The following is a 17,453-nucleotide window of genomic DNA, read 5'->3' as shown; positions in this document are numbered from 1 at the left end:
TAGAGCGTGACCTGTTGGCTGGTGACCGCCATACCGGCTCCCTGGTGGGTCGGGACAAGCGGTCAAGCTTAGGGCAACCGGCCACAGTAGTTGTCGTCGGCCGGCCAGAGTAATTGTCGCTCTATAGTCGCAGCCAGGTCGACGTGATGATGGTGGGGCTTGAGGTAGCTTGCCATGTGGGGCAGCCATGGGCATATCGGCTCGCTGCGCTTTCCCACCAACCGCACGCGGGCAACGTAGGCCAGCTTGGGCAACGCGACCAGGGCATTGAGCATTGAGCGCTCTCTCTCGCTATCCAGGCCCAACGCTTCCTTGTGAGCGATCGCCTTGGTCAGAATGGAATGCTCTACGCGATACCAGGCGGCGAACTGCATGGCATCGCTTAACCGCGGATGACGCTTCCCCAGTAACCGTAGAGGCAGGGAGCGAAGCTCGGCCGTCATGGCTGTACCCAGTAGGAAAAAGACCCCACGTAGTGGGGTCTGTGGAATAAGCTCAGGCAGCAGCCTTGATGGCCTGCACAAGCTGGATGCCTCGGGTCAAGGCTTCCTGCGCCAGCTCAGCGGCATGCTCATCAAGATGGCTGTTGGTGTCGATGATGTTGACCTCGACACCTCCAAGGGACGCGGCACAGTCATCCAAAATCACTGTCTGACCGGCGACCTCAACGCTCACCTTTGCGCGAAGCAGTCCGAAGAACCATTCCTCATCGCGCCACCGCTGCTTGTCCTTCTCGCTGTAGCAGTCGGCATGGTTCGGCGTGATGTCGGGGTCACGATCCAGGAGCACGGTTACCGTGAAGTCACCGTGGCTGCCCTCAACCGTGTCGGAGCAAATGGCAAAGTTGTCGAATTTCGTAAGTTCCATGGTCTCTCTCCTCTCTCATTCCTGCGGGTGCAGGTCTCAGAGGGAGATAGGGGAGGAGGTGACACTTAGCGCGGCCTCAGCGCCAGCAAGGAAAAGCCCCCTTGGGGAGGGGGCTGTAAAGCAGGTCAGAAAGGGCTACCACGCCATATCTCGCGAGGCGATCGCCTTCCTGTATGTCTCCTCAGCCAGCAAGGCCACCAGCTGATCAAGCGCTTCATTGCCAGGGGCATCATTGACCAGGACGCCACGGCGCTCAGTACGCGCTTCCGGGAAGGGCAGAAGCATTCTGCCGGTGGCCACCGCCGCTTCAGCCTCGAGGTGGGCGATGAAGCTCGGCATGTCGCCATCATCGTCCACACACCACAGGTGCTGTGAGGGTGCCTCGTAATCGAGGCTGACTCGCACAGTGACCCTGAAGCCGCCGACAAACGCTGTCAGGGTATCGCCCGGCATCACGCAACCACCAAAACTGCCAATATCCATCTCTGTCTCCTCATCCATTCCTACGGGGTAGGTCTCAGGAGGAGATAGGGCGAACCATGACGCTGGTGGTCAGCAGGGAAGAGTAAGCCCCCTCGAGGAGGGGGCTAGGAAGGGCATCAGGCAGCTTCAGCGAAGGAACCTGCCATGTGCATCGCCGTGTTGAGCGCGGTCTGCGCCAGCTCGGCGGCGGCCACATCCAGGTGCTGATTGGATGGGTCGTTGACGATCATGCCATGCCGGATCACTCGAGCCTCAGGCACCCGGATCTGGTAGCCGTTCACCAAGATCCAAACCTCGGCCTCGAGCTGGGCAATGAAGCTGTAGCGGTCTGGGACCGCCATAACGCGAAGCATCTCGTCGGTAGGTGCCTCGAAATCGAGCCTGGCTGACACCTTCACGGTGAAGGCGCCCACCGTGCCCTGAACGCTGTCACCTAGCATCACATCGTTGCCGAACGTGGTGAGTTGCATCGTAGTCTCCTCTCATTCCTGCGGGATCGCAGGTCTCGAGGAGAGGTAGGGCGTCGGGTGACGCCGCCGGCCAGGGGCATCAACGAGAAAGCCCCAACTAGCAGGGCTAGAAGGGGCTTGAAGGGTACTACTCAGAATCTGATCAGCGTTGAGCTGCAGATTTGCTGCGGAGCAGCTTACCTTGGGGCTGAGGAGCCACAAGGATGCCTCGAAGGGGTTGGCAGGCATGCTGACGTAAGCGCCCTCACGTGGAAGCCGAACAGCCAGTGGGCCTTGTCCAAGCATCCTGACCAAACCAGCGAGGTATGGGAGAAGCACTCATAGCGCTCTCTCTCATCCCGTTCATCGAACGGTCTCGCCAATAAGATAGGGGCAGGGGTGACGCTCGCAAAGCCGTAGACGAAAATAAACCGTAAATAAAGTAGCGTTTCAGGCCTCGGGTGGGCTGATGGGAAGGATCAGGTCAGCGCTGTCCGCGGCGGTGCTGTTGACCGCCTGGCTGACCGGCTGGATGGCCAAGCTCGCGATCGGCACAGGCCGTAGGCGTTGCTTCAGCGTCTCCCGATCATGGATCTCAGGGTTCAGCCAGTCCTCGGCGCCAGCTCCCACCACCACGGGCATCCGGCTGTGGATGTCCTTGGCGAGGCCCTGAGCGGGCTGTGTGACGACCGCACAGCCCAGCTCGCCGTCAGCAAGCGTCGTGAAGACCCCCGCCAGGAGCAATAGGCGTTGCGAGGCACCGTGGAAGTAGAACGGGAGCTTGGCATCGCCGTCATGTCGCCATTCATACCAGCCGTTGACCGGGATCAGGCAACGATGTCGGGCGAAAGCACCTTTCCAGAAGCGACTAGCGGCCAGCCGTTCCGCTCGGGCCACATGGGTGCGAGGCGCGTCCTCAGGCGCCCAGCGCGGCTTGAACATCCACTGCAGGGGGATGACCTCGGGCTCGCCGTCAGTAGCCGCGATCGCGACGATAGGCCCGCCTGGCGCGATGTTGTAGCTGGCCGGCGGGAAGGTCGCCCTGGCGAGGGGATAGCCAAGCTGGTCGGCCACCACCTGGGGCTCATCGAAAAAGGCAATGCGTCCGCACATCGTTCGGCGTCACTCCTGCTGGCGCGGCGAGGCCGCATTTTGTTCCGCATGCGAAACAACGTCTGCCGGCGCCAGCTCGATGAAGTTGAGCAGGAGGCAGCCCATCGCCCGGCGTGCAGGCATGCCGTCGCTGGGATCACCCGGACGGTCAGGATGAACCGCCTGACGCAAGGCATCGGGTATCTGCCTGAGAAGGGTCATCCCATCGATGTCCACCACGGCATTGCGCGTCACACCTCCGACCTCATACACCACAAAATACGTCCGCATCATACTCACCACCAATAGAAAACCCCCAGGCATGGCCATGGGGGTTGAAGGGTTATGCAATTCGCCAGACACCGCGCTCGACCGGGGCAAACCAGTCATTCACGTAGAGCGTCTGACGCACTTTCTCACGCCAGTGCTGGCGCCCGGCCAGCCGTTCCGGCGCGTTCTCTGCCACCGCCTCATAGAGACGGGACAGCGATGCCTCACCTCCAAGGGATACCAGGGCTTGCCGTACCACCGCTTTCCAGGTGCCTCGCAGTCGACGCTGCTGGGCATGTGCCAGGCTGGAAAGGGTCGACAGCATTGCCACTGTCCGACTTGGGCGCTCCCACAGCAGGATGTACTCGTGGGCCACCCTGGGCATCCGAAGGCCCGCATAGCGCCGGGAATCGCTCTGGACGTTGTGCTGCGCCTTGATCAGCACCGCCCGCAGCTCATCCGGTGGCATCCTGGCGATCGCGTCCGCCTGGAAGGACCAGTATTGGCCCCCGCGGCGCAAGTCCCCAATGATGGTGCCGTAGAACCCACCCCGGCTGACCGCTTCCCGCTGGTTCAGCAGCGTCTGCTGGAGCTTATCCATGAACTCCTCCGGGTCAGCGCACCGTGACAGGTCATCAGGATGCTCCCCGGGGTAAACGTTGCCGCTGTACACGATCATGTCGTGGTACGGGGGGTGCGACAGGCAGAGATCCACCGGCTTACCCACGGCACCGAGAATCGAATCCCGGAGCACGTTGAAGCCGGAGTGAAGATCCAGGCCATAGGCCTCGATCCCCATCTCTGCTGCTACCTCGACGGAGGTGCCGCTCCCCACCATGGGGTCGCAGAACGTCCTGGGCGCCAGCTGCTGGAAGATGTCACGGTAGACATAGCCCGAGCAGTTACCGCGCCAGCTCGCCTTGCCCCACTTCCCCCGGTCCAGGTGAGAAATCACTGAAGTGCTCATCATGTTGCTCCTCTCTCATACCTGCGGAATTGCAGGCCTCGACAAGAGGTAGGGCGCCAGCTGACCTCACGGCCCGTGGCATGACGAAGCAAAAGCCCTGGCGATAAAATGCGAATGCCACCGATCGCATGGGCTGACCACGAGGAGAACCGCAATGGCTACCGTCACCATGGACTCGACCACGCGCCAAGCACTCGAGCGGTTGATCGCCGTTGCTCTGCGAGACACCGGGCAATCGCGGCGCTGTGCCGACTTCCTGCTCGCCTGGCACAACGCCGGAGAGAATGGGGGGCTCGACCTCACCACGCTCTGGGGAATGGACGAAGAGCTGGCGAGCGCCTGCGGTGTCGTGTTCCTGTGGATCGCCAGTCATCGTGCCTACCCCGATGATCTTGGCTATGGCGATGACTTCCAGCGTATTTGGGCGCTCTGGCGATCGGGCGAGTGAGCGTGACCAGGGCGTGAAAAAAGCCCCTTCAGCGAGTGCTGAGAGGGGCTTGTTGAAGCGGAAGATCAGACTTCCGTACTGCCAACCCACCGGGAGCCGAGATAGGCATCGACGCCTTGCTCGATCTCAGTGGCCAGCATTTGCTCAATACCCCGCCCGGTTTCCACCAGGGCGTCGTGGGTCCACGGTCCTGACGGGAGTACCCGCAACAGTACCTGGGAGCTTCCGAGTGCCCGTATCAGCAGCGGCTGGAGCTGAACCCCTTGCAGGATGTCCGGCTCCCCCGGGTTCTGATCGGTCACGAAGGTGATGCACGACATCGCAGCCTCCTTATGGCGCATGGTTGGATCGGCCTGGCTCACCCGTTCACCCAGTCCTGGATTTTCCGAGACAACTGTTCTGCTTGATCCCAGCTCCAGAACTTGGCGTTCACCAGGGGAACCGCGACAACGCCACCCTTCATGTAGCGGGTGAGGTATGCCGTGCAGATATACCCCTCGTTGTTGCCCCTCCGAGCCTCCGTCATCATGCCCACGGTGTTGGAGTGCGATGCGAACTGCGACATCGCCCAGGCCTCTTCGCCGGCATCCTTGAACTCCAGCAGGTTCGAGACCCACTCGTGCTCAGGCAGCTGGACACGGCAGTAGCGCAGAGCCCGGTCGTGCAGACGATCAGCGAAGTCGCGGATGCTCTCGGCATCCAGCTGATCGGCCCGCGGCGCCTCGAGGAGCTTGTCCTCGAGCATCACGACCACATCGCCCAGCAACGGCTGGGAGTAGGCCTGCAGCCGGGCACTCCAGTCGTCATCGTCGTGATGGACCTCGGTGATCACCAGCTCGGCCACCTTCTCCTCGAGCACAAGCTTCACCAGCTTGGTGTCGGCACCTTCGGCAAGGTAGATCCGTTCACGGTCCACCAGGCTTCGGCGCGAGATGACATTTTCGATACCCAACCCCCGCACGATTGGCTTCTCCAGCGCCAGCCAGGTCTTGCCAGAGGTGGCGTCGTGGTGGGCAATGGCTTCGATGGTCTTCATGGCTTCTCTCCTCTCATTCCTGCGGTATTGCAGGTCTCAAGGGGAGATAGGGGGTCGGATGACGCTCACCGCGGTGTCTGCTGCTGCGAGGGGTAGAGAAAACCCCCTCCGTGGAGGGGGTGTGAAGGGTGCCGCCATGTGGTGGCGGTCAGGTTGGGGTCATTCGAGGTGGGAGTCGTCCCACATCGCGATCGTGACGTTGCCCTCGGCGAGGCCCATGCAGACGATACCGCTGATGTCGAGCGGGGAGTCGTCGTCCTCGTTGAGGTAGCGGTCCCAATCGTGGGCGCACGCATAGCGGGCCTGTGTGGCAGCATCCTGCAACTCACTATCGCGGTCGCTCTGAGCATCGACCTCTACTGGGCTGATCCAGACTGTTCCGTGGCCGTTGCTCTCTTGGCAGAAGGCCATATAGGTCCGGGTCTTCGGCTCATCCGAGGCGGCCTGGCTCACTTGGGAGGCAAGGCTGGCGCTGGCTTCACTGCTGGCCAGGCGATCCAGCTCCTGCAGCTCCTCGGCGGTGTAGCCGTCCTTGTCGGCGTGAGGCCGATAGTTGGCCAGGTCATCCTTGCCACGCTCCACCAGGGCCAGAATGTCGGCCCACTGTGATGCGGTCAGTTCAACGGCTGTCTTGCACATGGTCTCTCTCCTCTCATTCCTGCGGGATTGCAGGTCTCATGAGGAGATAGGGGGAAGGGTGACACGTGGCTGGGGAGGTGTGGCTGGCGCTGAGGGGAGCTGGGGCGGGGGTGTCCGTGAGGATCACCACCCAGCCCAGCAAAGCACTCACGCGAAGTGCGGGTTATGCAGAACAATCGAAATAGGCCTCATCCAGCATGGCGGCCTCAATGCTGCCCTCGAACAGGCCAATGCAGACGATCGTGCTGGGGTCCGGCTCTGACATACAGGGTGCGTACTCCACCACACGCTCCCATGCGGATGCGCAGAGCCTCTTGGCTTCATCCATGGCCATTTGGTGCTCCACAGCGCGATCGGCCTGCGGTGTCACCTGCACGTACTCGATGCGGAGCGAAAACTCCTCCAGCGAGTCCTTGCAGATCGCGGTGTAGCTCTTCGGCTGTGCAGCCCATAGCCGGTCAAGGATGTCGTCATGTGTGCGCATAGGTGGCTCCTCTCACATTCCTGCGGGATTGCAGGTCTCGTGGGAGGGTAGGGGGAGAGCTGACGCTCAATGTGCCGCGAGATCGCACAGCAGGCCGCTCTCGCGGATGTCAGCCAGCCGGGCAGGGCCTATGCCCGGGATGCGCGTCAACGCTTCCTCGGAGCCCCAGGGGCGCTCCTCGATGATCGCCGTGGCTCTAGCAGGACCGATGTGCGGCAGCTGCTCGAGGTGATCCGCGCCACTACCGTTGAGGTCAACGCATGGATCGTAGGTCGGGTCATTAGCGGCAGGCGCCCGGTCGGCCACCACCGCGCCCTGGAATGGTGTCAGCGCCAGCTCGGCACCGCCCAGGCCAATGAAGACCGGGGCATGGTCGCTCATGACATCCCTGGCCCGCTGGAAGTCGATGCCCAGCAACGCCGGGAAGTCGATGATGCCTCGATCTGAGACGACGAACGCCCCATCCTCCTTCCAGAGGTTGTCGTAGAGATTGACGAATTGCTGGCGCGTCGTGCTGAGGGTAGTGGCGCCTTCGGTGATCGCCGGCACCGCGCCCTGCTGGCGCAGGCTATCCCAAGCGGCGTGGCCCGGCGCCAGGTTGAAGTCGCCGGCAATGATCCGTGGCACCCCGGGGTAGATGTCGGCCATCCAGTCCCATATTCCCACCAACGCCTCGATTTCGGGCAGGCGGTCCCGGACGCTGTTGCCATAGAGCACATGGATATTGGCCAGCGCCAGCTCCTGCCCCGTCAACCGGCTCCTGAACTTGGCCAGGAATGGCTCCCGGGCAAACCGGTCACGGTCATCGATATAGACCACAGCGCCGCCACTGTACTCGACGCGGCTTTCTCGCCAGGTGAACAGATACCTCTCTCGGTAACTGCCGCGGCCAATCGCATGGCTCACCATGTGGCCCCAGCGCTCGCCCGAGGCAACCTCCAGTTCATCGACCAGCGCCTCTACCGCCTCCTCGGTCATCACCTCCTGCCACGCGATGAGATCCAGGTGGTGGGCGACATGCGCCAGTTTCTCCAGGTTCTTGCCATTATCCCAGCCCAGCTGGAGCGCATTGAACGAGCCCACCAGGATGCCCGCCGTGGCCACCGGGCTCAGCAGGCCGAGCGTCAGTGCCACCAGGGCGCTGCGAAACCATCGCGTCATGCCTTGCTCCCTTGGCGGCGGATAAGGTCGGCGCAGTCCATCACATCGCCAGCTCTGAAATACATCTGGGTGGCGCTGGTGCCCAGGAAGCCGATCGGGGTGGGAGGCTCCACGCCGCGCAGCTGACCCTCGGTTCTGACCGCCTCCTTCAATTCGGTCACGCTCACCCCCAGCAGGCGAGCGGCATTCGTCACCCCAACACGGGTGTCGCGAAAATCGCTCATTGGATATAGCTCCTTCGTGCGGTTCGCCGATTACTGGTTTGGCTTGTCCTGGGCGAGCTGCTGGCGCAACTCCTGCTCCCGGGCCTGGCATGCTGCAAGCTCAGCTCGGACTTCGTGCAGGCGCTCTTCGGCTGCCTTCAACTCCTCGAGGCGCTGGGTGGTCGACTTCAGCTCACTTCTCGCCTCGCTCAACTGAGAGCGAATCTGCTCACCGTTGGTACGCAGGACAATGCTCTCCTCAGTAAGCTCTTCAACCCGTCGCGCAGCGGCTGCGTGCTCAGCTTTCAAGGCAGCGTGCGCCTGCTGGAGAGATGACAGCTCTTCTCGATGGTCAGCCAGCGCCTGTTCGGATCGCTCCAACCCTGCTTGGGCCGTCTCGAGGTCTCGGGTTCGAGTGAAGAGGTCGTTCTCGACGGAAACCACCTGGAAGTCCAACCGGGACTTCTCTTCGCGCAGCTGCTCGATGACATCCTGTTGCGCCTTGAGGTTGGTATTGGCATCGTCCAGCCGCTGGCCTTGCTGGGTCAGCTGAGCCTGAAGATCCTTCACGCGCTCGCTGGCGCCCTCAGCCTTTTGGTTGGCCGCGGCGATCTCAGCTTTGTGGTCGTGACATGCGGCCTCAAGCTCTGCAATCCGTGCTTGATCCGCCTCCCTGTCCAAGCGCTGGGCGCCCAGGGCGGCTTCCAGGCGCTCGACTTCCCGCAAAGCCTCATCTCGCTCCGCTGTGGCGGCATTTTCGCGTTCCCGGCACTCTGCCCGGACCTTCTCAACGTCCGAGTCAGCCAGTTGACTGGCAACACGCCACAGCTCCCCTCCGATACGCTCTATCGCGGCGCGAACCTCCTTCGGCATATCCCTGGCCGCAACCGCGGCGACCTTCTGGTTTTCTCTCCACTCGCGCATCACCGGGGAGATGTGCGACAGCGATCCGCCGCCCATGCGCTCTCGGACTTGCTCATTGGTTGGCAGCTCGATGCCTTCGGCAACCAATTGATCAGCGGCGCTGACGATTCGCTGACGGATCTCGGGTTTGATGACCATAGCGGGTTCCTTGCGGGTGTATGTATTGTATGTACGTATCGTACATACAATACATACGTACAGCAACACAGTATAGAGACATCATGACATTGCATGATTCCCGGCCATCTCGCATCCATGAAAAAAGCCTCCCAAGGGAGGGAGGCTTGAAGGGATAGATCACGCGGCTGAAGCAGCAGCGGGTGATCCAGTGTCCTCACCGAGAAGGCCGCTCTGATTTGCCAGCTCCTCGATGTAGGTGACCGCTGCCTGGGCATCAGCCAGTGCGCGGTCTAGCTCCTTCGTCTGATCACCAGTGAGCCGTGAGGCCCAGCCAGCGAGGTATGACGCGGAGTTCTCCGGGGTCGCGGGGAGACCGAATCGCATGGCAGCAAGCCAGGCGCCAGCCTCTGCTACGACTTCCTCACGAGCGCGATCGCTCTTGTCGCGATTCAGCCGTGATGGTGCCCCAGTGGCATGGATCAGCTCATGAAGGCCCGTTGCAGCGACTTCGCGGGTTTCATGGAACTGCTCCGGCCGAGGCAGCCTGATTCCGTCCGTGGACGGCCGGTAGTAGGCCTTGTCGCCTCCCCAGCTCAACACCACGCCAGAGGCTTCGATCAGCTTCGCCACGAATTGAACGGGCTCCGGCTGCGCCTCCATCACGGGTGGCTTGCCAGCGTCCGTCAGCGGCTCTGCCAGCTGCTCCTCGTTGAAGACGTAGAAGATCCGGCACATCGGGATCACCTTCTCCTCGATGAGGTTGCCGTACTCGTCCTTCTCGCGCTTCTTCAGGAACTTCCAGAACTCCACTGGGGTTCCCTTCTCCCCCTTGCGAGGGTGGGTGCCACGCTCCTTGGCTTGCTTGAACGTGACCCAGGCAGGGCTGGTGTAACCCGCCTGCTCAGCGGCGTACCAGAGGCTCACGATGTTCGACCAACCCGTGTAGGCGCGACCAGAGGCCGCGTTGTAGGGCTGGCTGACATCCTGTTGGCCAGGCACCCAGGGCTTCTGCCAGGGCGCCGTCCCTTCCATCAGCCCCTTGATCAGCGCTTCACGGATGTTGTCGATCGCACGCTTGGTCTGCTTCGGGCTCTTGCTCATGGTCTCTCTCCTCTCTCATTCCTGCGAATGCAGGTCTCAAGGGGAGATAGGGCGCCTGGTGACGCTAAGGGTCAGCGCCCGCCCTACCTCTCACTGAGAGCCCGGTGACGGGTATGAGAGAGGAGAGTGAGATGGGAAAGCGTGTGCAGTTTGATCTGTTCGGCATCAACGAAGCAGCGAAGGTCTATGACCTCCCTGGAAAGGGGGTAGTGGATTTGCAGAAAACTCGCCGGGAACGCGATGACGGTGTGATCCAGGAGGCAATCCAGATCCTGGAGAGGCGTTTCAGAGAGAAGCATCCTGACGGCGATGCAAAACTCACTTCCCCTCAGCGGGTGGCAGACTACCTCAGGTTGAAGTATGCGGAGCTGCCCTACGAGGTGTTCTCCGTGACCTGGCTGGATAGCCAGCATGTGGTGCTTCAACATGAGGAGCTGTTTCGAGGAACGCTTGATTCAGCATCGGTTTATCCGCGAGAGCTTGTTCGTCGTGCTGTCGAGTTGGGAGCTGGGGTTTGCCTCTTGAGCCATAATCACCCCTCGGGTGAGGTGGAGCCTAGCCAAGCCGACAGAAAGATCACATCGCGGATTGTGGAGGTCCTTGGGTTGATCGATGTGAAAGTGCTGGACCACCTTGTGGTGGGCAGTACCGGCTACACGAGCTTTGCTGAGCGAGGCCTGCTGTAGCACAGAGGCAATCTGCCTGTTCAAGCCTCTCTGGCATCCGCTAGAGAGGCTTTTTTCATACAAGTCGAACTATCGAACACAGAATCCTTGGATACGAAGTAAAGGGTTATAGGGTTCTGGCGGGGTTAAAACAGGGATACGGAGCACCAGAAAGAGTCTAATTTACTAATTCTAAAGACCTTTCGGCGGAAATGCGCTGCAACATCCCCACCGAAACCGCTGCAACATCCCCACCGAAACCGCTGCAACATCCCCACCTATGGCGTCGAGTTATCCTTGAGTTCTCCACAGAAAACAGCGTTTTATCCACATTTCGGGGTAGATGAGGGCCAACTATGCAGCATTCCCACCTATCGAAAGGCCGCCCTAGCCTATTGACAAATCCCCATAGCTACGCATCGATACGGCCTCTGCAACATCCCCACCTATCAGGAGGGGCTAAATGGCTGGTCATATATTAACCGCTGCAACATCCCCACCGAAACTATGCAACATCCCCACCTATCAGGAGGCGGTTACCCACAGCCTTATGCACAAGAAATGTGGATACGACAGCTCGTTCAACAAGGATTTATACCGTTAACATTTGGAGCGTAGCATTTTTGAGCGCCAATTTCTGTCTCCAGCCTCCACAGAGCCGGCCAGTCCCCTGTCCAGGGGCGGCTATCAATGGGGTCGAGTAGCGATCCGTTCTGGGTTCCTCTGCAACATCCCCACCGATGCCGGCGGTGCCCGGGGCGGGCTCCTCTGCATCATTCCCACCTATCTCGACGGCGCCCAGGGCAGGCGCCTCTGCATCATTCCCACCGGTGCCGGCGGCGATCCGGGGCGAGGCCTCTGCAACATCCCCACCGGTGCCGGCAGCGATCCGGGGCGAGGCCTCTGCAACATCCCCACCGGTGCCGGCAACGGCCAGCGGCGAGGCCTCTGCGACATTCCCACCGGTGCCGGCGGTGCCCAGGCCAGGGCTCCTCTGCAGCATCCCCACCGGTGCCAGCGGTGCCCGCGGCGGGCTCCTCTGCGACATTCCCACCGGTGCCGGCGGTGCCCAGGGCAGGGCTCCTCTGCAGCATCCCCACCGGTCGTGGCGGGGTCATCCTCGAGCAGCCAGGCAGTGTCATCGGCTGGCTCCTCTGCAACATCCCCACCGGTGCCAGGGGCGCCAGCACGGGGCTCCTCTGCAACATTCCCACCTATCTCGGCAGCGGCCGGCGGCGAGGCCTCTGCGACATCCCCACCTATGCCGGCGGTGCCCAGGGCTCCTCTGCGACATTCCCACCTATCTCGGCAGCGGCCGGCGGCGAGGCCTCTGCGACATCCCCACCTATGCCGGCGGTGCCCAGGGCTCCTCTGCGACATTCCCACCGGTGTCGGCGGCGGCCGGGTCGGGCTCCTCTGCGCCATTCCCACCGGTGTCGGCGGTGTCCAGGGCCAGGCCTCTGCAACATCCCCACCTATGTCGGCGGTGCCAAGGGCTCCTCTGCGCCATTCCCACCGGTGTCGGCAGCGGCCGGCGGCGAGGCCTCTGCAGCATCCCCACCGGTGCCAGGGGCGCCTGGGGCAGGGCTCCTCTGCAACATCCCCACCGGTGTCGGCAGCGGCCGGCGGCGAGGCTCTGCAACATCCCCACCGGCGCCAACGGTTCCCGGGGCGGGCTCCTCTGCAACATCCCCACCGGTGTCAGCAGCGGCCGGCGGCGAGGCTCTGCAACATCCCCACCGGCGCCAACGGTGCCCGGGGCGGGCAGCTCCGCAGCATCCCCACCGGCGCCAACGGTTCCCGGGGCGGGCTCCTCTGCAACATCCCCACCGGTGTCGGCGGTGTCCAGGGCCAGGCCTCTGCAGCATCCCCACCGGTGCCAGGGGCGCCTGGGGCAGGGCTCCTCTGCGGCATTCCCACCGGTGTCGGCGGTGTCCAGGGCCAGGCCTCTGCAGCATCCCCACTGATGGTGATCGCACCCGGGCCGTCCTCGAGCAACCGAGTGGTGTCGACATCCCCACCGGTGCCAACCGTGCCACAAAAAGGTGGACGCTTTAGAGATGAGCTGCTGATTATCCCTGGAAAGGGGAGAAAGAAGAGGGGGAGTGCTGCATAATTTTAAACTATGCAGCGCCTTTTATAAGAGGATTACTGGTTCTGGTCAGGCAGAAGAGCATTTTTAGTTGAGACGATCTGGCTCTTGTAGTTCGCTTTTTTAATGACCTTTACGAACTTGTCAGTCGGATATATCTTATATTTTATATCAAGCAGTTTAGGGCCTTGCATTATCCGTTCAGAGGCATCGTACTTCTCGACAACCTCATGCTTAATAAGCGTATCAAGTGCGGTCTTCATGGCCCTGACGTTGTTGGCCATCTCCTTTGACAGTCCCCTTGGGCTGCCATTCAAGAATGAAACCAAGCGCGGTGTGTACGGATGCTTTGACGATGCCTGGCTCCAATGATGGCTCATACGCTTATGTATATAGCGAGCCAATGGGCTTTTGATGGCCATCGACGTTCTGTAGTCATAGAGCCTGAAGGTTTGCTTTTTAATGCTGTCAGTAACCAGTGGGTTGAACTGAACGTAACATTTGGTGTCGCCTTCACGCAGTTGAATATCTTTCCGAGTGGTTAAGCCCACCATTGGGAAAAAACTAGAAGATATAACCGTGTCTTCATTATCTGATATGGTTTCCAGTTGCGCACCTCGGCAGACAAGAATCGCCTCTTTTATTTCGCTTAGTTTGAACTCATGTTTGTTTTTCCTAAGCTCATTGCGCAGCTGATAGAAAGTGAAGAGCACACCTACTTTGCCATCTATCATGGCTATTCCGCCATTTACCGCAAGTTTGCGAAGGGCGTCTTCAATTATCTCTTCCCGCTCCCCGGGAAATACAAGTTCGGGTTTTCCGGGCTCAGTTTCAATGAGAGCTGGACGAACCTTCACCCTTATTATTTGGTCGCCAATTCGGCATTCCCTTTCTTTTGCAGCGGCTTGGGCTATATCAGTAAACCGCCGCCTCTTTTCAAGGGAATATTTTGGGAGAGCATCATAAATATCGATGCTGTTGCTATAATGCTTATCCCTAGAATCCAGCAGGCTGAAGAGATCCAGCTGAGGCGTGGAGTGAACAGAAATTTCCTGTATGTCCTTGTCATTGCGCTTCTTTTTTGACATTGCCAACCTCGTTCAGCCTGCTGATTAACACTTAGCGTTCTTCAACCAACCAAGATTCAACCACTTCAGCACCATGCTCGTCTTTCCACAACTTGAGGGTTTTATGGTTGCCGCCACGAGTCTCTATAATCTCATTGGTGCCGGGATTTCTATACACTTTTAACTTGCGCTTCTTTCTTTTGTTTTCATTCACTGTTGAATGGAAGCGATTAGGGGATAACTGGTTAATGACATCCTGAGGCGTTCTACCGAACTCTTCAATTAAACCTTGCAGCTTTTCCAAGAACACCTTTTCCTTCTTAAAGTCGTCTCTCTCCTGCAAAATCTCCATTTGTTTCTGAAGCTCTTTTGCTTGTTGTTCGAGCTGAGCATACTGCTGAAGGAGGCTCATTCATCATCCTCATAGGGTGCTATTTAAGTGTGCAAAGCACATATTGCCCACCTGTGCATCCTGTGTCAATGCTGCGATCGGAGCCGGCCTGTGTCACCCAGCGCCACCCTGAGGCCCGGCATCGCAACAGTCTTCGGGTGCCAATGCTCCTTTGTGGCAGTCCCGTTTTCAGGGTCCTTACCGCAAAATCTAGCGGGCCAACCCCCAGAACCAAGCACAGATTTCGCGTATGAGCCCCTGCGATGGCGGAAAAATACGCTTAAATACAAGTAAAAACAAATAGTTATATGTAATTGTAGGGGGTGCGAATGATCATGACAAGCTACAAAAAATGTAGCTCGGGATGGCATCTTGCTTTTCTACTTATTAAAATGGTCATTTAAGAAAGTAGAGAAGGGCGATAGGGTCCGCTAGGCTGACCACGAGCCCCGGGAACAGGACGCAACAACATGAACCTACAGGCCATATTCAAGATCGCGACGGTCACCGACACTCTGGTGCTCATCCTTGACCAGGACGGGCCACGCTCCGTCACCAACGATGCCCAGGGCGTCATCGATCGGCTGGCCGCCGAGCTGGGTGGCTTGGGCCTCCGGCGCATCTTCTATCGCGACACCATGGGGCGATTCGATGAGCTGAAGGTCGAGCAAGGTCGGTTCGTCGGGTTTGCCCCGTGCAGCCCCCATCAGCAGGAGGCGTTCCTGTACTGGTGCGAGGAGGCTTGATGGTCGGCGTCAGCCAGAGCAAGGTGGCGCCACGCGAGCTTCGGTTGCTCGAGGCCTGGGCTGCCGCCAAGCACGTCAGCTGGCCCGCCTCATGGGCTAAGCCAATGATCCGGGTTCCCCTGCCAAGCGGTCGGTATGTCACCAAGTCGCTTACTCCCATGCCGACTGAGCGAGAGACGTTGGCAGCCTGCATCGAGGAGCGTGATCGCATAGGAATGGCCATTTGGGGTGCCAAGCGTTGGCGCGAAATGATGGCGGTCCCGAAGCGGTCAGTGGCCAAGCATCGCCGAGAACGGGTGACGCCGCGCACGGGGGTCCAGCTCGATGAGCGTCCCGGCAGGGCGCCATGCTGGGTTGCGTCTTGGTACGAGCCGGAGAACGGCGGCGTAACCCTGCCTGACCAACCTGGAAAGGTTGCATCCGCCCCCCGCCGAAAGCGAAGCAAGTCGTTCAGCTTTGGCACTCCGCATGCCCGGTTCAGCTCGTCTGAGGCGGCCTTCGCTGAAGCTGTGTCCTTGCGCGAGGCCATGGAGCGTCGTTGGTACAGCGTAGTGGCCCCGCTTGAAGAATCTCGCGTCAATCACCACCCCGACGAGTCTACCGAGGAGACGACACATGGATAGTCACGCAGCCATGCCCCCCAGGGCGGAATATGGAGTCCGACTGGTCAATGACATGATGGTGATCATTCAAGACGGGGGCGGCGTCGTCAGCGTCATTGAGGATGCTGACTCCGTGCTCGAGCACCTGAGTCTCACGCTGCCCAGGCGTCTCATTCGCCAGCGGGTCTACGTCGAGGCACATGGAGAGACCGGCTGGTTTCACGAGCTGCGCCACCGATACGGGGATCTCAAGTCTGTTGCCCCATGCTCGGCCACTCAGGGCGCCCAGCTGGAGGAGATGGTACTGGCCCTGTCGGGAGGCGCCCATGGCTAATGGCCTCGCGATCGCGCCCATCTCGTCGCCCCTGGTTGCCGACACTGGCGGTCAGCTCGCCGAGGCCAAGGGTAACCCGGGCCTCTCATACCTGCTGAACCTCAACTCCCGGCGCAGCCGGATCACCATGCGTTCGCATCTGAAGTACATCGCCAGCATCAGCGGTGGCTACAGCATCCGCGAGTGCCCCTGGCAGCTCCTGCGGCGCGATCACGTCCGCTCCCTGGTGGAGATGATGACAGAGCTGGGCAAAGCGCCAGCCACGGTCAATGCTGCCCTGTCGGCTATGAAGGGGGTGGCCCGCGAGGCGTGGGTCATGGGCATGATGGACAGCGAGAGCTACCAGCAGATCAGGGATCTCAAGGGCGTGTCAGGCACCCGGCTGGCGAAAGGGGTGTTCCTCGAGCCCGCGGCCGTTGAGGCAATTTGTTCCGCATGCGAAACAGATGACAGCCCCAGAGGGGCGCGTGACGCCGCCCTGATTCACCTGTTAGTGGCCACCGGGCTGCGGCGTTCGGAGAGCGTGGCGATTGACCTGGAGAGCATCGAGCCGGGTCGCCAGGCCATCAAGATTATCGGCAAGGGGAACAAGGAGCGCCTGGTGTTCGTACCCCGTCAGGCCTACCAGAAGGTGAAGGCGTGGCAGGCCTCCCTTGGCCGTGACGCCGGCCCGCTGTTTACCCGCGTCCGCCGCCATGGGGTGGTTAGTGATGCCAGGCTGACCGATCAGGCGGTCTACTTCATCATCAAGGAGCGAGCCGCCCAGGCAGGCCTTGAGGAGTGCTCGCCCCACGACTTCCGGCGGACCTTCGCCACCAACATGCTGGATCGCGGCATCGATGTGCTCACTGTGCAATATGCCCTGGGCCACTCCAACCTGGCCACGACCCAACGCTACGATCGCAGCGCCGAGCGGCGCCTGGAAGAGGCGATGAAAGGCCTATGACGAACGAGCGATTCACTCCGGCAGAGGTCATCAATCGGCTGGCAGCGGAAGGCATCAGCTTCACGGCCAGCCACGATGGGCCGGTGGGAAAGGTGACCGTCCACCTGAGCCCCGACCAAGCCGCGAGGTACTGGGATGACCCGCCAGCGGCCTTGGCCGAAGCTCACGGCGTTACCCGTGCCCAGTATCTCGCCTGGCAGGGCGCCGGCTATGTGGTGCAGTGCGCGGCCCGTACAGCAAGAGGCCGGCAATGCCGCAATCCCGTGCAGGGCGGGCACCTTGTCGAATCACCGGCGCAATGGGTCGCGCTCCAAGGGGATTACTGTCTGCTCCATGGGGAAGGCCTGGAATGAGAAAGGGAGGCCA

General features: G+C 60.7%; 23 protein-coding genes. 6 read left to right on the top strand and 17 right to left on the bottom strand.

The window, feature by feature from the left end; genetic code table 11:
• Window positions 1-68: 68 nt before the first annotated feature.
• The 7 genes from GFD32_RS04485 to GFD32_RS04455 form a co-directional block, all read right to left on the bottom strand.
• Complete coding sequence (locus GFD32_RS04485; protein ID WP_163575371.1) at window positions 69-443, bottom strand: hypothetical protein; 375 nt, start codon at window positions 441-443, stop codon at window positions 69-71.
• 52 nt (window positions 444-495) lie between these two features.
• Entirely contained in the window at window positions 496-867 is a 372-nt protein-coding gene (locus GFD32_RS04480) for a hypothetical protein (protein ID WP_163575370.1), read from the bottom strand.
• Window positions 868-1,002: 135 nt separating this feature from the next.
• Complete coding sequence (locus GFD32_RS04475; RefSeq protein ID WP_163575369.1) at window positions 1,003-1,350, bottom strand: hypothetical protein; 348 nt, start codon at window positions 1,348-1,350, stop codon at window positions 1,003-1,005.
• A 116-nt stretch (window positions 1,351-1,466) separates the two neighbouring features.
• Window positions 1,467-1,820, bottom strand: a complete 354-nt coding sequence (locus GFD32_RS04470; protein ID WP_163575368.1) for a hypothetical protein — start codon at window positions 1,818-1,820, stop codon at window positions 1,467-1,469.
• 429 nt (window positions 1,821-2,249) lie between these two features.
• Window positions 2,250-2,912 carry an SOS response-associated peptidase gene (locus GFD32_RS04465; protein ID WP_163575367.1) on the bottom strand — a complete coding sequence of 221 codons (663 nt, stop codon included), beginning with the start codon at window positions 2,910-2,912 and terminating at the stop codon, window positions 2,250-2,252.
• Between the two features lie 9 nt (window positions 2,913-2,921).
• Window positions 2,922-3,185, bottom strand: a complete 264-nt coding sequence (locus GFD32_RS04460; RefSeq protein WP_163575366.1) for a hypothetical protein — start codon at window positions 3,183-3,185, stop codon at window positions 2,922-2,924.
• A gap of 49 nt (window positions 3,186-3,234) precedes the next feature.
• Complete coding sequence (locus GFD32_RS04455) at window positions 3,235-4,131, bottom strand: hypothetical protein (RefSeq protein ID WP_205599045.1); 897 nt, start codon at window positions 4,129-4,131, stop codon at window positions 3,235-3,237.
• Window positions 4,132-4,282: 151 nt separating this feature from the next.
• On the opposite strand from GFD32_RS04455, the gene GFD32_RS04450 reads away from it, so the two are divergent.
• Window positions 4,283-4,576: a DUF7673 family protein gene (locus GFD32_RS04450; RefSeq protein WP_163575365.1), complete on the top strand. Its 294-nt coding sequence runs from the start codon at window positions 4,283-4,285 to the stop codon at window positions 4,574-4,576.
• A 65-nt stretch (window positions 4,577-4,641) separates the two neighbouring features.
• Here GFD32_RS04450 and GFD32_RS04445 read toward each other — a convergent pair whose 3' ends face one another.
• The 8 genes from GFD32_RS04445 to GFD32_RS04410 form a co-directional block, all read right to left on the bottom strand.
• Entirely contained in the window at window positions 4,642-4,896 is a 255-nt protein-coding gene (locus tag GFD32_RS04445; protein WP_163575364.1) for a hypothetical protein, read from the bottom strand.
• A gap of 38 nt (window positions 4,897-4,934) precedes the next feature.
• Window positions 4,935-5,612, bottom strand: coding sequence for a hypothetical protein (locus tag GFD32_RS04440; RefSeq protein WP_163575363.1), 678 nt, complete (start codon window positions 5,610-5,612; stop codon window positions 4,935-4,937).
• Window positions 5,613-5,771: 159 nt separating this feature from the next.
• Window positions 5,772-6,251 carry a hypothetical protein gene (locus GFD32_RS04435; RefSeq protein ID WP_163575362.1) on the bottom strand — a complete coding sequence of 160 codons (480 nt, stop codon included), beginning with the start codon at window positions 6,249-6,251 and terminating at the stop codon, window positions 5,772-5,774.
• A 163-nt stretch (window positions 6,252-6,414) separates the two neighbouring features.
• The gene (locus tag GFD32_RS04430) at window positions 6,415-6,735 is read right to left on the bottom strand and encodes a hypothetical protein (RefSeq protein WP_163575361.1); all 321 of its coding nucleotides are present in this window, start codon (window positions 6,733-6,735) and stop codon (window positions 6,415-6,417) included.
• Window positions 6,736-6,801: 66 nt separating this feature from the next.
• Window positions 6,802-7,896, bottom strand: coding sequence for a helix-hairpin-helix domain-containing protein (locus tag GFD32_RS04425; protein WP_163575360.1), 1,095 nt, complete (start codon window positions 7,894-7,896; stop codon window positions 6,802-6,804).
• On the bottom strand, window positions 7,893-8,120 hold the full coding sequence (locus GFD32_RS04420) for a hypothetical protein (protein WP_163575359.1): 228 nt from the start codon (window positions 8,118-8,120) through the stop codon (window positions 7,893-7,895). The genes GFD32_RS04425 and GFD32_RS04420 overlap by 4 nt, the downstream gene beginning before the upstream one ends.
• Before the next feature lie 30 nt (window positions 8,121-8,150).
• Entirely contained in the window at window positions 8,151-9,161 is a 1,011-nt protein-coding gene (locus GFD32_RS04415; protein WP_163575358.1) for a DNA-binding protein, read from the bottom strand.
• 159 nt (window positions 9,162-9,320) lie between these two features.
• Complete coding sequence (locus tag GFD32_RS04410; protein ID WP_163575357.1) at window positions 9,321-10,244, bottom strand: ArdC family protein; 924 nt, start codon at window positions 10,242-10,244, stop codon at window positions 9,321-9,323.
• 131 nt (window positions 10,245-10,375) lie between these two features.
• Here GFD32_RS04410 and radC point away from each other — a divergent pair, with 131 nt between their 5' ends.
• Window positions 10,376-10,930: a RadC family protein gene (radC, locus tag GFD32_RS04405; protein ID WP_163575356.1), complete on the top strand. Its 555-nt coding sequence runs from the start codon at window positions 10,376-10,378 to the stop codon at window positions 10,928-10,930.
• Between the two features lie 2,127 nt (window positions 10,931-13,057).
• Here the strand turns inward: radC and GFD32_RS04400 are convergent.
• Both GFD32_RS04400 and GFD32_RS04395 read right to left on the bottom strand, forming a co-directional pair.
• Window positions 13,058-14,089: a plasmid replication protein gene (locus tag GFD32_RS04400; protein ID WP_163575355.1), complete on the bottom strand. Its 1,032-nt coding sequence runs from the start codon at window positions 14,087-14,089 to the stop codon at window positions 13,058-13,060.
• 31 nt (window positions 14,090-14,120) lie between these two features.
• Window positions 14,121-14,480 (bottom strand): histone-like nucleoid-structuring protein, MvaT/MvaU family, encoded by a 360-nt coding sequence (locus tag GFD32_RS04395; RefSeq protein ID WP_163575354.1) that lies wholly within the window; start codon window positions 14,478-14,480, stop codon window positions 14,121-14,123.
• A gap of 449 nt (window positions 14,481-14,929) precedes the next feature.
• On the opposite strand from GFD32_RS04395, the gene GFD32_RS04390 reads away from it, so the two are divergent.
• From GFD32_RS04390 to GFD32_RS04375, 4 genes are all read left to right on the top strand, one after another.
• Window positions 14,930-15,205, top strand: a complete 276-nt coding sequence (locus tag GFD32_RS04390; protein ID WP_163575353.1) for a hypothetical protein — start codon at window positions 14,930-14,932, stop codon at window positions 15,203-15,205.
• 615 nt (window positions 15,206-15,820) lie between these two features.
• A complete protein-coding gene (locus GFD32_RS04385; protein ID WP_163575352.1) occupies window positions 15,821-16,141 on the top strand; it encodes a hypothetical protein in 321 nt (106 codons plus the stop codon).
• A complete protein-coding gene (locus GFD32_RS04380; RefSeq protein WP_163575351.1) occupies window positions 16,134-17,087 on the top strand; it encodes a tyrosine-type recombinase/integrase in 954 nt (317 codons plus the stop codon). The genes GFD32_RS04385 and GFD32_RS04380 overlap by 8 nt, the downstream gene beginning before the upstream one ends.
• A complete protein-coding gene (locus tag GFD32_RS04375) occupies window positions 17,084-17,440 on the top strand; it encodes a hypothetical protein (protein WP_163575350.1) in 357 nt (118 codons plus the stop codon). The genes GFD32_RS04380 and GFD32_RS04375 overlap by 4 nt, the downstream gene beginning before the upstream one ends.
• Window positions 17,441-17,453 lie beyond the last annotated feature (13 nt).

The organism is Halomonas faecis (genome assembly GCF_010993975.1).
Classification (GTDB): domain Bacteria; phylum Pseudomonadota; class Gammaproteobacteria; order Pseudomonadales; family Halomonadaceae; genus Halomonas; species Halomonas faecis.
The sequence above is the reverse complement of the archived record's forward strand: the minus strand, read 5'-3'. Positions and strand labels throughout refer to the sequence as shown.

What these genes read in the sequence shown, in the direction of transcription:
- GFD32_RS04460 (WP_163575366.1), bottom strand. Translation starts at nt 3,185, where the DNA reads ATGATGCGGACGTATTTTGTGGTGTATGAGGTCGGAGGTGTGACGCGC.
- GFD32_RS04410 (WP_163575357.1), bottom strand. Translation starts at nt 10,244, where the DNA reads ATGAGCAAGAGCCCGAAGCAGACCAAGCGTGCGATCGACAACATCCGT.
- GFD32_RS04475 (WP_163575369.1), bottom strand. Translation starts at nt 1,350, where the DNA reads ATGGATATTGGCAGTTTTGGTGGTTGCGTGATGCCGGGCGATACCCTG.
- GFD32_RS04450 (WP_163575365.1), top strand. Translation starts at nt 4,283, where the DNA reads ATGGCTACCGTCACCATGGACTCGACCACGCGCCAAGCACTCGAGCGG.
- GFD32_RS04375 (WP_163575350.1), top strand. Translation starts at nt 17,084, where the DNA reads ATGACGAACGAGCGATTCACTCCGGCAGAGGTCATCAATCGGCTGGCA.
- GFD32_RS04415 (WP_163575358.1), bottom strand. Translation starts at nt 9,161, where the DNA reads ATGGTCATCAAACCCGAGATCCGTCAGCGAATCGTCAGCGCCGCTGAT.
- GFD32_RS04425 (WP_163575360.1), bottom strand. Translation starts at nt 7,896, where the DNA reads ATGACGCGATGGTTTCGCAGCGCCCTGGTGGCACTGACGCTCGGCCTG.
- GFD32_RS04440 (WP_163575363.1), bottom strand. Translation starts at nt 5,612, where the DNA reads ATGAAGACCATCGAAGCCATTGCCCACCACGACGCCACCTCTGGCAAG.
- GFD32_RS04380 (WP_163575351.1), top strand. Translation starts at nt 16,134, where the DNA reads ATGGCTAATGGCCTCGCGATCGCGCCCATCTCGTCGCCCCTGGTTGCC.
- GFD32_RS04420 (WP_163575359.1), bottom strand. Translation starts at nt 8,120, where the DNA reads ATGAGCGATTTTCGCGACACCCGTGTTGGGGTGACGAATGCCGCTCGC.
- GFD32_RS04390 (WP_163575353.1), top strand. Translation starts at nt 14,930, where the DNA reads ATGAACCTACAGGCCATATTCAAGATCGCGACGGTCACCGACACTCTG.
- GFD32_RS04435 (WP_163575362.1), bottom strand. Translation starts at nt 6,251, where the DNA reads ATGTGCAAGACAGCCGTTGAACTGACCGCATCACAGTGGGCCGACATT.
- GFD32_RS04455 (WP_205599045.1), bottom strand. Translation starts at nt 4,131, where the DNA reads ATGATGAGCACTTCAGTGATTTCTCACCTGGACCGGGGGAAGTGGGGC.
- GFD32_RS04465 (WP_163575367.1), bottom strand. Translation starts at nt 2,912, where the DNA reads ATGTGCGGACGCATTGCCTTTTTCGATGAGCCCCAGGTGGTGGCCGAC.
- GFD32_RS04400 (WP_163575355.1), bottom strand. Translation starts at nt 14,089, where the DNA reads ATGTCAAAAAAGAAGCGCAATGACAAGGACATACAGGAAATTTCTGTT.
- GFD32_RS04430 (WP_163575361.1), bottom strand. Translation starts at nt 6,735, where the DNA reads ATGCGCACACATGACGACATCCTTGACCGGCTATGGGCTGCACAGCCG.
- GFD32_RS04480 (WP_163575370.1), bottom strand. Translation starts at nt 867, where the DNA reads ATGGAACTTACGAAATTCGACAACTTTGCCATTTGCTCCGACACGGTT.
- radC (WP_163575356.1), top strand. Translation starts at nt 10,376, where the DNA reads ATGGGAAAGCGTGTGCAGTTTGATCTGTTCGGCATCAACGAAGCAGCG.
- GFD32_RS04395 (WP_163575354.1), bottom strand. Translation starts at nt 14,480, where the DNA reads ATGAGCCTCCTTCAGCAGTATGCTCAGCTCGAACAACAAGCAAAAGAG.
- GFD32_RS04385 (WP_163575352.1), top strand. Translation starts at nt 15,821, where the DNA reads ATGGATAGTCACGCAGCCATGCCCCCCAGGGCGGAATATGGAGTCCGA.
- GFD32_RS04445 (WP_163575364.1), bottom strand. Translation starts at nt 4,896, where the DNA reads ATGTCGTGCATCACCTTCGTGACCGATCAGAACCCGGGGGAGCCGGAC.
- GFD32_RS04485 (WP_163575371.1), bottom strand. Translation starts at nt 443, where the DNA reads ATGACGGCCGAGCTTCGCTCCCTGCCTCTACGGTTACTGGGGAAGCGT.
- GFD32_RS04470 (WP_163575368.1), bottom strand. Translation starts at nt 1,820, where the DNA reads ATGCAACTCACCACGTTCGGCAACGATGTGATGCTAGGTGACAGCGTT.